We start from the raw sequence: 14,875 nt of genomic DNA, 5'->3' as shown, positions 1-14,875 counted from the left end.
CACCGCAGGTACCGCGGAACGGTCCCCGGGGAGGAGGTGGCGGACCCGGCGGCGCGGAACCGTCGTGCCGTGCTCGCCACCACCCTGCAGCAGATCGCCCACGTCACCGGCGGCCGCGTGACCGGCGCCCCGGCCGGTGGCGTGCCCGTGCCCGGCCCCGCCTACCTCGACAGCCGCGATCCCGGACCCGGGGGGTTGTTCGTCGCCCTGGCGGGTGCGCGCACCGACGGCCACGACCACGTTCGTGACGCCCGGGCCGTGCTGGGGACCCGGCCCACGACTGCTCCCACGGTCGTCGTCCCGGACGTGACCGTGGCCCTCGGCCGGCTCGCCCGGCACGTCGTCGACACCCGCCCGGTCCGGGTGATCGCCGTCACCGGGTCGCACGGCAAGACGTCGGTGAAGGAGTTCCTCGCCGCCGTCCTGCCGGACGCCACCGCGACGCGGGGGAACGAGAACAACGAACTCGGCGTCGCGCTCACGGCGACCCGCCTGCCCGTCGGGGGCGGCGACCTCGTCGTGGAGATGGGAGCCCGGGCGGTCGGGCACCTCACCTACCTCGCGGGCATCGCGCCACCCCGCATCAGCGCCGTCACCGCCCTCGGCCACGCGCACCTGGGTCGTTTCGGGTCACCGGAACTGCTCGCGGCGGCGAAGGCCGAACTGCCGCAGGCCACGAGCGGGGAGTGCGTGCTGGCCGCCGACGACCCGCGGGTCCTGGCGATGGCCGAGCGGACGTGGGCACGCGTCACCACGTTCGGGCGGAGCGGGGACGTCGGCCCGGAGGACGTGCGCCTCGGGGCGGACGGCCGGGCCCGGTTCACCCTGCGCACCCCGGGCGGACGCGCTCGCGTCCGGCTGCGCGTCCTGGGCGAGCACCAGGTGGCGAACGCGTGCTGCGCCGCAGCCGTGGCGTTGCGGGCCGGCGCCGGGCTGGAGCAGGTCGTGGCCGGGCTGGAACGCGCGGACGGACCCGGTCCGCACCGGCTGCAACGCCGGCGACGGCACGACGGCGGCCTGCTGCTGGACGACTCCTACAACGCCTCCCCCGCCTCGGTGGTGGCCGCCCTGCGGACCCTCGCGGCGGTCGCGCCTGCGGGCCGCCGCTTCGCCGCGCTCGGGCCGATGCGGGAACTGGGCGACGCGCACGACCGGGCGCACCGCGCCGTCGCGGCCGCCGCCCGCCGGTCCGGGGTCGACCTGGTGGCCGTCGGCGAGGGCGCGCAGGTGCTGGGAGGGACGTGGGTCCCCGACCGGTCCGCGGCCGCGGACCTGGTGCGGCGCACGCTGCGCCGCGACGACGTCCTGCTCGTCAAGGCCTCGCGCCCCGAGCGCCTCGACCTCCTCGCCGACGACCTCTGCGCCCCGTGAGGTGTCCCGGCCTGCCACGATCACGAGGTGAGCGTCCTGCACCTGCGCGTCGTCACCCCCGCCTCCGCGACCGACGACGTCCTGACCGTCCTGCGCGCCGACGCCGGGGTCACCAACCTCGTCCTGCACCGCTCGGTCGTGGTCGGCGCTCGTGAGGTCGGCGCTCGTGAGGGAGGTCCGCCGGCGGACCTCGTCGAGGCCGACGTGGCGCGCGAGGCCGTCGACTCCGTGGTCGACGGGTTGCAGGCGCTGGGGTTGGAACGGTCGGGGTCGATCGTCCTGGAGGCGGTGGACACCGCGCTCGGGGACGACGTCGCGCGGGCCGAGGCGGCGGCCCCGGGCGAGGGCGACGACGCCCTCATCTGGGAACAGGTCGAGCGCGCCGCGGACGGGGGCGCCACGGCGTCCGCGACGTTCTACGCGTTCCTGGTCCTGGCGACCCTCATCGCCGCCGTCGGGCTGCTCACCGACTCGCAGGTGCTCATCGTCGGCGCCATGGTGCTCGGCCCGGAGTTCGGTCCGCTCGCCGCGCTCGCCGTCGCGGTGGTCCGGCGCCGGCGGGACCTGGTGCCCGGCCCCCTGCGCGCGCTGGGGCTGGGTTTCCCCCTGGCGATGGTCGTCACCGCGGCGGGGGTCGCGCTGCTGGACGCCGTCGGGCTCGTGCCGCAGGAGTTCCTCGACGGCCGCCGCCCGCTGACGTCGTTCGTCGCCTCCCCCGACGAGTTCTCCGTCATCGTCGCCGTGCTGGCGGGGATCGCGGGCACGCTCTCGCTGACGTCGGCGAAGTCGGGGCCCCTCGTCGGGGTGTTCATCAGCGTCACGACGGTGCCCGCCGCGGCCGACTTCGCGGCGGGCGTCGTCACGGCCCAGTACGACACCGCTCTGGGCGCCCTCGGTCAGCTCGTGCTGAACCTGGCCTGCATCCTGCTGGCCGCCGTGGTCACGCTGCGCCTGCAGCACGCGCTCTGGCGGCGGGCGCGCCGGGGGGCCCCGACCCGCTGACCGGTCAGCGCACCGACCGCGCCAGCTGCACGAGGGAGTCGGGCGCGTCGTCGCGGGGCAGGAACAGTTCCACGAAGTGCGCGTGCCCCCCGCCGGAGTCGCGGTCGGCGCGGACCTTCGCGAGGACCTCGACGAGGTCGGCGGGGGTTCGGGCCTGGAACACGGGCGTCCCGGGAGCACCGAGCGCCGCGGGGAGCCGGGTCCAGTCCCACTCGACGATGTCCTGGTACGGCGCCTCGGGACTGCGGATGGCGCGTTCGACGGTGTAGCCGGAGTTGTTGACGAGCAGCACCGTCGGGGTGAGGCCCAGGGTCAGCAACCGCCCGAGTTCCTGCACCGTCAGCTGCGCGGAGCCGTCCCCGATGACGAGGACCGTCTCCCGTTCCGGCGCAGCGAGCATGGCGCCGAGCGTCGCGGGCAGCGTGTACCCGATGGAACTCCACACCGGCTGCCCGAGCAGGTCGCAGCCGTCGGGGAGGGTGAGTTCGAGGGCGCCGTAGAAGGACGTCCCGGCCTCGGCGACGACGAGGGTCCCGGGGGTCAGCCAGTCCTGCAGCAACGGCCACAGGTCCGCGTGGGTCAGGGGGCCGTCGGGGTCGGCGGGCGTGTGCACGACCGTCGGCGCGACGGCACGGCGCGGCAGCGGCGCCGGACGCGGCGACCGGGCCTCGAGGACCTCCTCGAGGATGCGCAGCGACTCCTCGAGGAACAGGCCGTAGAACGCGGCGCCGGCGATCCGCGCGTGGTCGAGGTGCAGGTCGACGGCGGCGTCGGGGTCGAACCCGTGGGTGAAGGACCCCGTGAGGAAGTCCGTCATGACGACCCCGGCGAGCACGAGCGGCCGGGCCCCGTCGACGCGCCGCCGGGTCTCGGGGTCGCGCGTGAACGTTCCGGCGTAGACGCCGAGGTTGGCCGGGTGCGACTCGTCGAGCATCGCCTTGGACGCCGACTGCGTCGCGATCCGGACGCCGTTCTGGGCCGCGAGCGCCCGGACCCGGTCCTCGAGGTGGCGGCGGTGCAGCCGCGGCCCGGCCAGGACCGTGACCTCCTCGGCGCCCCCGAGGAACTCGGCGAGGGCCTCGCGGAAGTCCTCGGCCACGGCCGGGTCGCTGTGCAGGACGCGCAGCGGCCGGGCCAGCGGCGCCGCGGACACCTGCGCGACGGCGACGTCGGCCGGGACGCCGAGGTAGACGGGCTGGGAGGACCCGACGGCGGTCAGGAGGGCGCGGTCGACGGCCGTGCCCGCGTTCTGCGCGCGGACGACGACGGCGGACGCGCTGACCTCGGCCGCGATCCGGACGAAGTGCCCGAAGTCGCCGTCGGCGAGGGAGTGGTGCAGCAGGGCCCCGTCCGCCATCGCGCGGGTGGCCGGCAGGCCCACGACGTGCACGACGGGGACGTCCTCGGCGCGGCTGCCGGCCGTCGCGTTGACCGCGGACAGCTCCCCGACGCCGAAGGTGGTGACGAAGGCGGCGGGCCCGCGTCGCAACCGTGCGTGACCGTCGGCGGCGTACCCGGCGTTCAGCTCGTTGCTCGACCCGACCCACCGCAGACCCGATCCGCCGAGCATCTCGTCGAGCAGTCCGAGGTTGAAGTCGCCCGGCAGGCCGAAGAGGTGGCGCAGTCCGAGCTGCTCCAGCCGGCGGGCGAGGTAGGTGCCGACGGTGACGGTGGGGGTCATGGGACTGATGACACGACAGCCGGTCGGAACGCACAAGAGACACGCGTCACGTTGGTCGATCCGACCAGTCCGGCAGCGGATCATGCACCTAGGGTGGTCGACGTGACCACCCTCGACGACACGGACCGGCGCATCCTCCTCGCGCTGGACCGCGATCCGCGGGCGACCGTGGCCCAGCTCGCCCTGACCCTGGGACTGGCCCGGGGCACCGTCCACAGCCGGCTCGAACGCCTGGGCGCAGAGCGGGTGCTTCGGGCGAACTCGACCCGCCTGGACCCCGGTCGCGTCGGACTGCCCATGCGCGCGTTGGTCACAGCGGGTGTCGAGCAGAGCGAGTTCACCGGGCTCATCGAGGACATCGCGCGCATCCCCGAGGTGGTCGAGTGCCTCGGCATCTCCGGCGACTCGGACCTCATGATCCAGATCGCGGCGCGCGACGCCGACCACGTCTACGACATCACCCAGCGGATCATGCGCTGCCGCGGGATCCGGCGGACCTCCACGTCGATCGTCCTGCGCGAGCTCCTGGGGTACCGGATGGACCACCTGTTGTCGTGATCCTGGGTCGACACTCGATGTTCTAGAAAGTAGCGTCTCGGTGCTCCCGAGACAGGCGAGGCACCATGGACGCACCCGGCACCGGTACGCGGGCAGTCGGCCCCGACGACCCCGACCTGCGCCTCCACCTGCGGTCGCTGCGCGACGAGCTGGACCACCACCGCTCCCTGACGGACCGGCTGCGCGAGGAGGAGGAACGCTTCCGACTCGCCTTCGACGTCTCCCTGGTCGGCATGGCCATCGAGGGACTCGACCCGCGAGAACCCGGAGGCCCCGGTGGGATCCTGCGGGTCAACGACGCGCTCTGCTCGCTGCTCGGCCGCCGCGCCGAGGACCTCGTGGGGCACCGGACCGACGAGTTCGTGGTGCCGACCGAACGCGCCGACGTCGCCGCCGTGCTCGCGGCGCTGGCCCGCGGCGACCTCGAGAGGTGGGAGGGGCAGCGCCGCTACCTGCGGCCCGACGGGTCCGAGGTCCGGGCCCAGGTGCGCAAGGGGCGTGTGCGCACGTCCGTCGGTGCGGGCTACCTCATCACCCACTTCGAGGACGTCACCGAACGGCACCGCGCCGAACAGCAACTCCTGCACCTCGCGCTGCACGACCCGCTGACGGGGCTGCCGAACCGCTACCTGCTCGACGACCACCTCGACGCGGCGCTCGCGCGCGGGCGCCGGGACCACGCGACGACGGCCTTGCTGTTCCTCGACCTCGACGACTTCAAGGACGTCAACGACGTGCTCGGCCACCAGGCCGGCGACGAGCTCCTGGTGGTCGTCGGACAGCGTCTGCGGCGCGCGGTCCGCGAGACCGACACCGCCGCGCGCTACGGCGGCGACGAGTTCGTCGTCGTCTGCGAGGGACTGCGCGCCGAGGCCGAGGCGCAGGCGGTCGCGGACCGCGTCATGGACAGCGTGACCGCCCCGCTGCAGCTGCGCGGCAGGACGATCTCGCCGCGCCTCAGCATCGGCATCGCGATCTGCGACCACCACGAGTCGCGGACCGCGGAGGTCCTGCTGAGCGAGGCCGACTCGGCGCTGTACGAGGCGAAGACCGCCGGCAAGGGGCGCAGCGCGGGGTTCACCACCGCCTTGCGGACCGCGGCGCACCGCCGCCTCGACGTCGAGGAGGACCTGCGCGCCGCGCTGCAGGAAGAGGAACTGCGGGTGCACTACCAACCCATCGTCGACCTGAGGGACGGTTCGGTCGCCGGCGCCGAGGCCCTCGTCCGGTGGCAGCACCCCCTGCGCGGTCTGCTGCCGCCCGTCGAGTTCATCGACGTCGCCGAGCAGAGCGACCTCGTCGTCGACCTCGGTGGGTGGGTCCTGGCCGAGGCGTGCGCCTGGCTCGCCCGGTGGCAGCGCGACGGCGGGCGCGTGACCCCTGCGCTCCGCCGTGCCGCCGTCCCCTCGTCCGCACGGCTGGCCGTCTCCGTCAACGCCTCGGTGCGCCAGGTGACGAGCGGGCAGCTGCGGCCGCTCGTCGAGCGCGTCCTGGAGGACAACGAGCTGCAGCCCGGCGAGCTGCACCTGGAGATCACCGAGACGCAGTTCATGTCCGCCGCACCGGCGATCCAGCGCGAGATGGCGGCGTTGAGGGACCTGGGCGTCGGCCTGTCCCTCGACGACTTCGGCACCGGCTACTCCTCGCTGGCCTACCTGCGGGAACTGCCCTTCAACTGCCTCAAGCTCGACCGGTCGTACGTCTCGGGGATCGGCCGGGACCGCGGCGACGAAGCGCTCGTCGAAGCGGTCCTGGCGATCGCGCGGGCGCTCGACCTGCACACCGTGGCCGAGGGCGTCGAGACGGTCGAGCAGGCGGACTTCCTGCGGGACCGGGGCTGCGGCTACGCGCAGGGGTTCCTGTGGTTCCGGCCCGTCCCGGACCTGGCACCACCCCGACCCCGCGCCTGACCCGTCCGAGTTGCTCGGGGCACCCACCGTGCACCCGGCGTTCGCGGTGAGTTCGCCCACCATTTCCGGTGCCCTGTCAGCTTGTGCCTGCCCCCGGAGCCGGCGCCCAGCGCCGGGTGAACCCCAGACGAGAGGACCCTCGTGTCCGACACGCAGAACACCCCCACCGAGGACGGAACGCAGGAACGGCGCGGGTTCTTCACCCGCCGCGGCCTGCTCGGCACCGGCGGTCTCGCGACCGCCGTCGTCTTCGGCAAGGGTCTGGTGGACGCCTCCTCGGCGTCGGCCGCGCCGGCGTACGTCCCGGCCCAGCTCCACGTCAAGGACGCCCACTTCGGCACCACGGTGCGGCGGATCGTCCAGGCCGCGACCTCGACCGGCTCCGCCGTGCGGATCCTGCCCATCGACCGTGCGAAGTTCCAGGTCGGCGCCACCTTCGACCTGCGCATCGAGGCGACCGGCGTCGACCCGGAGACGACCAAGATCGTCATCAAGGTCAGCGACGGCAGCGGCCCCGCCCCGCTCCTGAGCCCCGCCCCGGTCCGCACCAGCTCGGCATCCGACTCGGTCGAGGTGACGTTCAAGAACCTCGTCTACCCCGCCGCGGGCACCTACCGCATCGCCGCCGCCGTCAGCTCCTCGAAGGGGTCGGCCTCGCAGGAGGTCGTCCACGAGGTCGTCCTGTCCGACGCGAAGGGGAAGACCGCCAAGAACGTCGTCTTCCTGCTCGGCGACGGCATGGGCCAGGCCGCCATCACCGGCGCGCGCATCCTGTCCAAGGGCATCGTGGAAGGCAAGTACAAGGCCCTGCTCGAGATGGACACCATGGAGCACCGTGGGAACGTCACGACGTCGGGCTGCGACTCCATCGCCACCGACTCGGCGAACTCCATGTCCGCCTACATGACCGGCCACAAGTCCGCGGTCAACGCGATGGGCGTGTACCCCGGGAACTCCGAGGACCCCGCCGCGAGCCCGCACGTCGAGACGATGGCCGAGGTCCTCAAGAGGGCCCGCGGCATGTCCGTCGGCATCGTCACCACCGCCGAGGTGCAGGACGCCACCCCGGCCGCGGTGTTCGCGCACACGCGTCGCCGGTCCGAGTACGTCAGCATCATGGACCAGGCCCTCGAGCCCGGCCAGATGCCCGACGTCTTCATGGGCGGTGGCCGGGCGACCTTCCTGCCGCAGTCGGAGAAGGGCTCCAAGCGCAAGGACGACCGGAACCTCATCGAGGAGTTCAAGGACAAGGGCTTCGCCTACGCCGGGACCCGGACCGAACTCGCCGCCGTCATGGCGGCCGGGACCCCCGACAAGCTGCTGGGCACCTTCACCCTGAGCCACCTCAACGTCTACATCGACCGCCAGGTCACGCCGAACCCGCAGGTCCTCGGCGACTTCACCGACCAGCCCGGCCTGGTCGAGATGACACAGGCCGCCCTGAAGGTCCTGGAGAAGAACGACAAGGGCTTCTTCCTCATGGTGGAGGGTGCGTCCATCGACAAGTCCGAGCACCCGCTCGACGGCCCCCGCGCGGTCTACGACACGATCGAGCTGGACCAGGCGCTCGCCGCCGTCAAGGAGTGGGCGAAGGACCGCGACGACACCCTCATCGTCATCACCGCCGACCACAACCACGCCATGAGCATCGCCGGGACGCACACCCTCTCCAAGGAGGGTTCGCCCGCACGCCAGCAGAACGGCGTGTACGCCGACGCCGGGTTCCCGACGTACGTCGACTCCAACGGCGACGGGTTCCCCGACGACCCGAACCCCGACGTGCAGCTGTTCTTCGGCTGGTCCAACCACCCGGACCACCCGGACGACTTCGCGCACAACGCCGTCCTGGAGCAGCCGGCCCTGGAGGACCCGGTGACCGAGCGGGCCTACCCGAACCCCGCCCGCGACCCCGGTTCGGTCGTCCAGATCGGCAACCTGCCGCTCGACGAGACGAACTGCGTGCACACGGTCGAGGACGTCTTCATCGGTGCCTCCGGCCCCGGTTCGCAGGGTTTCGCCACGCTGCTCGACAACACCGAGGTGTTCCACACCATCTGCGCTGCGCTGGGGCTGCAGATCCCCACGTACTCGCTCAAGAGCACCGCCGGCAAGCTCGCCGAGACCGAGGTGGCCGCCGCCGAGACCACGACGTCCGCCCCCGCCGCGACGACGGGCGCGCTCGTCAGCTGACGCACCGCCGTTCCGCTGGGGCCTCGTCGCCTCCCCGGGGTCGATGACCGACCTCGGGGAGGCGACGAAGCCCTTCCGCGTGACCGGGGTGAACCCTCGCGCGGTCGCGGACCCGGCGGCAGGCTGGTCGCGTGGCCACCGCGTTCCTCCTGGTCGGGCTCCCCGCCGCCGGCAAGACGACCCGCGCCCGCGTCCTGGAGCGCGAGAGACCCGCGCTGCGCCTGACGACCGACGCGTGGATGGTGCGGCTGTTCGGCGGGGCCAACCCCGCACCGGAACGCGACGCCGTCGAGGGACTGCTGCTCACCACGGGTCTGCGGGCCGCGGCGCTCGGCGTCGACGTGGTCCTCGACTTCGGGTTCTGGTCGCGCGACGAGCGCGACGCCCTGCGGCACGTCTTCGGCGCCGCGGGGGTGGCCTGCGTCGTCGAGCACCTGGCCGTCGAGGCCGACGTCCAGCGCGAGCGCGTGGCGCGCCGGTGGCGGGAGCGACCGCAGGACACCTTCCCCATCTCCGGCGACGAGCTCGTCGCGTGGCGGGCCTCCTTCGAGGCGCCCGAGGAGTCCGAGCTCGGCGGCGGGCCGGTCCCCGCACCTCCCGCCGGGCAGTCCTGGGCCGGCTGGGCGAGCCGTCGCTGGCCCGGCTTCGACCCGTCGGCAGGGTCGTTCCTGTGTGTGACCCAGGACACGTCCGAACGGGTGTAACGCTCGCGGTGCGTGCAGCGATGTCGCGGGTGAGTCCGGGGGGCGTGTCCTGGTCGGGGGGCCTGGTGGCGCGACGGACTCGGGGGGAACGCAGTGCGCAAGGCCTGAGTCCGGCGGTCGGGGGGTCGACAGCCGGGCAGCTGGACCCGGGAGTCCGGGGGGTGCGTCTCGACCGGGGGGTCGGAGAGGACGCATCGGACTCGCGGGCGTAGGGGTGACAGCCTGGTGGCCGGGGGGTCGGCCACCAGGCAACCCCCCTCGACGCGTCAGCCTCCCTGGTCAGTCCGGCAGGTAGAGGCAGAACAGGTGCCCGTGCGGGTCCCGCACCACGCGCACCGTCTCCTGCGGCTGGAACTCCTCCACCTGAGCCCCGCCCGAGACGGCGTGCGCGACAGCAGCTTCCAGGTCGTCCACCGCGATGTCGAGGTGGTCCTGCATCTGCTGCTCCCCCTGCGCCGCCGGCCAGGCCGGCCGGGAGTACCCGGACTCGCGCTGGAACGACAGCCCCTGCCCGTCCGGGCCCCGCAGGACCACCCAGTCCGGGTCCTCCGACACCGTCTCGAAGCCGAGCAGGTGGCGGTAGAACCGCGCCAGGGCCGGCGGGTCGGGCGTGTCGAGGACGGTCGCGGTCAGCCGGAGCGTCGTCACCCCGCCAGCGTGGGCCGTCAGCGCCCGACGCGCACCTTGCGCCAGACGTCGCGCAGCGCCCACGGCAGGACGACGGCGATCCACAGGATCGCGGCCACCAGGCTCCCCGGCCCGCCCCACACCAGCACGGCCGGACCGACGCACAGCAGCAGCAGGGTCACCACCACCCGGCCGACGGGACCGAAGGTGACGCTGCTGCCGGCCCACCGCGACGTCCGGTGCTGCACCCGCGCCACCGGCGCGGGGTCGTCGGAGCGGTGCGTCGCCAGGGGCCCGCTGAACGTCCGGGACGGGGCGGGTGCGAAGCAGAGGGAGCACCACGCGTCCCCCGGGCGCAGGACGCGACCGCACTGCGGGCAGTCCGGGGCGGACGCGAGGGGATCCACCCCCTCCCATCGAGCGTCGCGGGGTGCGCCTTGAGCGGTCCGGGCCTGGTCACCGCCCGCCGAGGAGGCCCAGACTGGCTCCACGCCCACCGGAGGGTCCACAGGAGGGAGGACACCGTGGCGCGACAGCGGATCTTCGGCGTGCCGTTCGCCGACATCCACCCCCTCCACGTCGCGAAGGTGCAGCGCAAGGGACGCGACGCCCGGGACGTCGACCAGGTCATCACCTGGCTCACCGGCTACGACGCCGACCGCCTGCGCCGCGCGGCCGCCGAGGGCGTCGACCTGGAGACCTTCTCCGCCCGGGCACCGCGGATGAACCCGGACGCCTCGCTCATCACCGGCGTCGTCTGCGGCCACCGCGTCGAGGAGATCGAGGACCCGCTCCTGCAGCGGATCCGCTGGATGCACGAGCTCGTCGACGAGGTGGCCCGCGGCAAGCGCACGTCGTCGATCCTGCGCGGGGGCGCGCCGAACGCCGCCCCACCCGCGCGGGCCGGCGGTCGATGGTCCACCATCGTGCCGTGATCGCCCGGTCGGTGCCCTCGTCGGTGCCCCCCTCGGTGGACCTGGAACGCGACCGCCGCGCCGTGGCGCGAGCGCGCGCGTTCGTGCGGGACCACTGCGCGCAGTTCCAGGTCGCGGAGACCGTCTGCGACACCGCGGTGCTGCTGGTGAGCGAACTCGTGACCAACGCGGTGGAGCACGCCCGCAGCCGGGTGCGGCTGGCCGTGGCGGTCAGCTCGGTGCGGGTGCACGTCGAAGTGGGCGACCAGAACGCGTCCCTGCCCGCCGTCCGGCACCCCGACTCCTCCGCCGTGCACGGACGGGGCATGGCGATCGTCGACGTGCTCGCCGGGGACTGGGGCGTGCGGCCGGACGCGCGCGGGAAGACGATCTGGTTCGACCTGCCGCGGTAGCGCCCCGGCGGCCGTGGGTGGCACCTGACGGGTCAGGCTCGCCGGACGGCTGTCACGAACAGCCGGTCCCACCGCCCGCCGACGCCGGGGCCCGTGACGACGTCGGCGAACCCGGCGCGGCCCAACCTCTCGTGCACCTCCTGCTCCGTCCACGGGCGCATGCGGAACGTGAACTCCTGCACGTCGACCGAACCGTCAGGGCTGCGTTCGCGGTGTTCCTCGGCCACGACGAGGAGTCCGTCCTCCCACCGCGACCGGTGGGTGAACGTCACGGCGCTGCCCGTGTCGCGGTGGACGGTCGTGCTGCGCGGCGTGTCGTCCGTCCTCTCCCGGGAGCGGCCGACGTCCCGCACGTCGAGAGCCAGCATCCCACCGGGCCGCAGGAGCCTGGCCGAGGAGCGAACCGCGGCGTCGCGGTCGGCGTCCCCCAGGAGGTCGTTGAGGACCCCGCGGCAGGTGAGCACGTCGAAGGACCCGGGCAGGTGGGGATCGCGCACGTCGCCGAGGTGGGCCGGGGCGCCCGGACAGCGGGTGGACGCCACGGCGAGGAGTTCGGCCGAGGCGTCGAGGAGCGTGACGCGGTGGCCGAGGGCCGCGAACGCCGCGGCGTGCCGTCCCGTGCCGCACCCGGCGTCCAGGAGGGTTCCCCGCTCCACGCCACGCGACGCGAGCGCCCCCTCGACGGCCTCGGTCCACGGGCCGACGGGGTCCGTGACGACGTGGTCGTACAGATCGGCGAAGGTGCTGTAGAACGGGCGGGCGACCGAGGGTCTCGACTCCACGTGAGGATGGTCGCAGCGCCCCGACCGCCTGGGAACTCGCCGTGGGCACGGTCTCGACGGGCATGTGGTTCCTCGCGGACGCGGGGGCGGCCGAGGCGGAAGACACCGAGGCAGACGGCCACGACGAGGCTGGCGGCGATGGTGCTCGGCCGGTGCGGCAGCCAGAGGTCGGTGACGTACCGCCCGGTGAGCGCGATCGCCACGGCGGCCACGACGGCTGCGCGCGTCACCGACGCCCCGCGAAACGCTCTCGACGGACAGCCGGACGTGTCCCTACAGTTGTCCCCGCGGCGTCGACGAGCGTGACGACCTCCGAGCCGCACGATTGGTCCCCGTCACCGGACCGACGAGGCCGGCCCGACCCGGGCCGGTGAAGGTGTGGTGGCACCGCGAGCAACCCGATCGCCCACACCTCCCGGGGCTGGAACTCCTGGAGGTGCCCGTGCCACGACGACCCGTGAGAACTCTGAACGCCGCTCTCCCCACCCACGCCGGAGGACCCGTGCGGGTCGAGGGCTGGGTCCACCGGCGCCGCACGTTCGCGGACCGCACGTTCCTCGTGCTGCGCGACCGGTCGGGGCTGTCCCAGACCGTCGTCACCGACGGCGCCGCGCGCCGGCAGATCGCAGCGCTGCCGGAGGAGACGGTCGTCCGCGTGGAGGGCACCGCGACGGCGAACTCGCGGGCCCCCGGCGGAGTGGAGGTGACGGCACCCGTCATCACCGCCCTCAGCCCACCGGCGGCCCCGTCGCCCCTGGAGCTGTGGCGTCCCGAACTGGACGCGTCCCTGCCCACGCTGCTCGACCACGGCGCCCTCTCCTGGCGGCACCCGGCGCAGAACGCGGTGTGGCAGGTGGCGGCGGCGTCCCTTCGGGGTTTCCGGCGCACCCTGGACGCCGCGGGTTTCACGGAGATCGCCACGCCGAAGGTGACCGCCACGGCGACCGAGTCCGGCGCCGGCGTCTTCGCAGTGGACTGGTTCGGGCGTCCCGCGTTCCTGGCGCAGTCGCCGCAGTTCTCCAAGCAGGCCCTGGTCGGCGTCTTCGAGCGGGTGTACGAGACGGGCCCGGTGTTCCGCGCCGAACCCCACGACACCGTCCGGCACCTCGCGCAGTACACCTCGCTGGACGTGGAACTCGGTTTCATCGACGACCACCGCGACGTGCTGGCCGTGCTGCGCGAGGTGCTCGCCGGGATGGTCGGCGCGGTCGGGGAACTGACGGGGACGAGTCCGGCCGGCCTGGACCTGCCCGTCGTCCCGGAGGAGGTCCCGGTCGTGCACTTCAGCGAGGCGCTCCGCCTCGTCGGCGCCTCCCCCGACGAACCCGACCTCGCGCCCGAGCACGAGCGCGCACTCAGCCGGTGGGCGGTGCAGGAGCACGGCAGCGAGTTCCTCGCTGTCGAGGGCTACCCGTCGGCGAAGCGGCCGTTCTACACCCACCCCCAACCGGGCGACCCGCGGTGGACGAACTCGTTCGACCTGCTGTTCCGAGGGCTGGAACTGGTGACGGGTGGGCAGCGTCTGCACGAGCACGCCGCCTACGTCCGCGCGCTGACGGAACGGGGGATGGACCCGGAGGACTACCGCGGCTACCTCGACACGTTCTCCCACGGCATGCCCCCGCACGGGGGTTTCGCCCTGGGGCTCGAACGGTGGGTGGCGCGGCTGACCGGGCTCGACAACATCCGGCGCAGCACGTTGTTCCCCCGCGACCTGCACCGGCTGACCCCGTGACCGGGCCGCTGGACCCGGGGACGGTCGAACGACTGTGCCGCGAGGCCCTCGGCCGGCCGGTGCGCGTCCACGACGTGCACCGGCTGCGGGGCGGGACGAAGAAGGGCGTCTTCCGGGTCACGACCTCGGGCGGTCCGCCGGTGGTCCTCTACGTGTGGCACGAGGACGAGGACTGGTGGCACGGGTCGGAGGACCCCGCCGCGGACGTCGAACCGTTCACGGCGGCCAACGGGCTCGAACTCCTGACGGGAGCTCACGACCTGCTGACCGGCATCGGCGTCCGGGTTCCGCGGATCCTGCACGTCGAACGTCGCGGTGCGGAGCTCCCGGTGGACTGCGCGGTCGTCGAGGACGTCGCCGGAGGTTCCCTGCAGGACCTCCTGGCGTCCGACGCGGAGGCGGCGGTTCCCGCCCTGGCGGAACTGCACGGCCACCTGAGCCGGATGGCCACGACGACGGCCACGCGCTGGGGCAAGGTCCTGCACACCGGCTCCCCCGCCGGGCCGCAACCCCCGTTCCACGAGGTCGTCGCCCACCAGGCGCGCCGGCACCTCACGGCCGCTTCGGCCCACGAGCCCCGGTTGGCGGCCGCAGCCGACCGGGTCGAGGCGCTCCTGCTGGACCGCGTCGCAGCGGTGGGCGTCCGCGAACCCGTCACCCACGGCCTCGTCCACGGGGAACTCGGCCCGGACCACGTCCTGATCGACGCGACGGGACGCCCGGTGCTCGTCGACCTCGAGGGGCTGATGTGGGCGGACGTGGAGTGGGAGCACGCCTTCCTGGACCTGCGGTTCGGCGAGCACTACGCGCGACTGCGGCTCCCAGGCCTCGATCCGGCGCGCCTGGCGCTCTACCGGCTGGCCCTGCACCTGTCGCTCGTCGAGGGTCCGCTCCGGCTCGTCGCCCAGGGCTTCCCCGACGCCGGGGTCATGGAGGAGATCGCCGAGCACAACCTGGGGAAGGTGCTCGCGGACGTTCCCGGCTGACA

Annotated in this window: 14 protein-coding genes; 10 read left to right on the top strand and 4 right to left on the bottom strand. The window is 73.8% G+C overall.

Annotated features, from left to right (window positions below):
• Positions 1–69: 69 nt before the first annotated feature.
• Complete coding sequence (locus tag AB1207_RS06155; RefSeq protein WP_367636984.1) at positions 70–1,371, top strand: UDP-N-acetylmuramoyl-tripeptide--D-alanyl-D-alanine ligase; 1,302 nt, start codon at positions 70–72, stop codon at positions 1,369–1,371.
• 27 nt (positions 1,372–1,398) lie between these two features.
• Positions 1,399–2,373: a DUF389 domain-containing protein gene (locus AB1207_RS06150; RefSeq protein ID WP_367636983.1), complete on the top strand. Its 975-nt coding sequence runs from the start codon at positions 1,399–1,401 to the stop codon at positions 2,371–2,373.
• Positions 2,374–2,377: 4 nt separating this feature from the next.
• Here AB1207_RS06150 and AB1207_RS06145 read toward each other — a convergent pair whose 3' ends face one another.
• Positions 2,378–4,054 carry an alpha-keto acid decarboxylase family protein gene (locus AB1207_RS06145; protein ID WP_367636982.1) on the bottom strand — a complete coding sequence of 559 codons (1,677 nt, stop codon included), beginning with the start codon at positions 4,052–4,054 and terminating at the stop codon, positions 2,378–2,380.
• 102 nt (positions 4,055–4,156) lie between these two features.
• Here AB1207_RS06145 and AB1207_RS06140 point away from each other — a divergent pair, with 102 nt between their 5' ends.
• The 4 genes from AB1207_RS06140 to AB1207_RS06125 all read left to right on the top strand — a co-directional run bounded on the left by AB1207_RS06140 (position 4,157) and on the right by AB1207_RS06125 (position 9,416).
• Positions 4,157–4,612: an Lrp/AsnC family transcriptional regulator gene (locus AB1207_RS06140; protein ID WP_367636981.1), complete on the top strand. Its 456-nt coding sequence runs from the start codon at positions 4,157–4,159 to the stop codon at positions 4,610–4,612.
• 65 nt (positions 4,613–4,677) lie between these two features.
• Positions 4,678–6,522, top strand: coding sequence for a putative bifunctional diguanylate cyclase/phosphodiesterase (locus tag AB1207_RS06135; RefSeq protein ID WP_367636980.1), 1,845 nt, complete (start codon positions 4,678–4,680; stop codon positions 6,520–6,522).
• Positions 6,523–6,663: 141 nt separating this feature from the next.
• Positions 6,664–8,712, top strand: coding sequence for an alkaline phosphatase (locus AB1207_RS06130; protein WP_367636978.1), 2,049 nt, complete (start codon positions 6,664–6,666; stop codon positions 8,710–8,712).
• 131 nt (positions 8,713–8,843) lie between these two features.
• Positions 8,844–9,416, top strand: coding sequence for a P-loop nucleotide/nucleoside kinase family protein (locus AB1207_RS06125; RefSeq protein ID WP_367636977.1), 573 nt, complete (start codon positions 8,844–8,846; stop codon positions 9,414–9,416).
• A gap of 279 nt (positions 9,417–9,695) precedes the next feature.
• Here the strand turns inward: AB1207_RS06125 and AB1207_RS06120 are convergent, their stop codons facing one another.
• Together AB1207_RS06120 and AB1207_RS06115 are read right to left on the bottom strand one after the other, a co-directional pair.
• The gene (locus AB1207_RS06120) at positions 9,696–10,064 is read right to left on the bottom strand and encodes a VOC family protein (protein WP_367636976.1); all 369 of its coding nucleotides are present in this window, start codon (positions 10,062–10,064) and stop codon (positions 9,696–9,698) included.
• Between the two features lie 17 nt (positions 10,065–10,081).
• Positions 10,082–10,450, bottom strand: coding sequence for a hypothetical protein (locus AB1207_RS06115; protein ID WP_367636974.1), 369 nt, complete (start codon positions 10,448–10,450; stop codon positions 10,082–10,084).
• A 117-nt stretch (positions 10,451–10,567) separates the two neighbouring features.
• On the opposite strand from AB1207_RS06115, the gene AB1207_RS06110 reads away from it, so the two are divergent.
• Both AB1207_RS06110 and AB1207_RS06105 read left to right on the top strand, forming a co-directional pair.
• Complete coding sequence (locus AB1207_RS06110; protein ID WP_367636973.1) at positions 10,568–10,978, top strand: DUF2200 domain-containing protein; 411 nt, start codon at positions 10,568–10,570, stop codon at positions 10,976–10,978.
• Positions 10,975–11,370, top strand: a complete 396-nt coding sequence (locus AB1207_RS06105; RefSeq protein ID WP_367636972.1) for an ATP-binding protein — start codon at positions 10,975–10,977, stop codon at positions 11,368–11,370. Before AB1207_RS06110 ends, AB1207_RS06105 begins: the two co-directional genes overlap by 4 nt.
• A gap of 32 nt (positions 11,371–11,402) precedes the next feature.
• On the opposite strand, the gene AB1207_RS06100 is transcribed toward AB1207_RS06105, so the two are convergent.
• Positions 11,403–12,152, bottom strand: a complete 750-nt coding sequence (locus AB1207_RS06100) for a class I SAM-dependent methyltransferase (protein WP_367636970.1) — start codon at positions 12,150–12,152, stop codon at positions 11,403–11,405.
• A 457-nt stretch (positions 12,153–12,609) separates the two neighbouring features.
• On the opposite strand from AB1207_RS06100, the gene aspS reads away from it, so the two are divergent.
• Both aspS and AB1207_RS06090 read left to right on the top strand, forming a co-directional pair.
• Positions 12,610–13,887, top strand: a complete 1,278-nt coding sequence (gene aspS / locus AB1207_RS06095) for an aspartate--tRNA(Asn) ligase (protein ID WP_367636969.1) — start codon at positions 12,610–12,612, stop codon at positions 13,885–13,887.
• Complete coding sequence (locus tag AB1207_RS06090; RefSeq protein WP_367636967.1) at positions 13,884–14,873, top strand: phosphotransferase family protein; 990 nt, start codon at positions 13,884–13,886, stop codon at positions 14,871–14,873. Before aspS ends, AB1207_RS06090 begins: the two co-directional genes overlap by 4 nt.
• The last annotated feature ends 2 nt before the right edge of the window (positions 14,874–14,875 follow it).

The organism is Kineococcus endophyticus (genome assembly GCF_040796495.1).
Lineage (GTDB): Bacteria > Actinomycetota > Actinomycetes > Actinomycetales > Kineococcaceae > Kineococcus > Kineococcus endophyticus.
The sequence above is the reverse complement of the archived record's forward strand: the minus strand, read 5'-3'. Positions and strand labels throughout refer to the sequence as shown.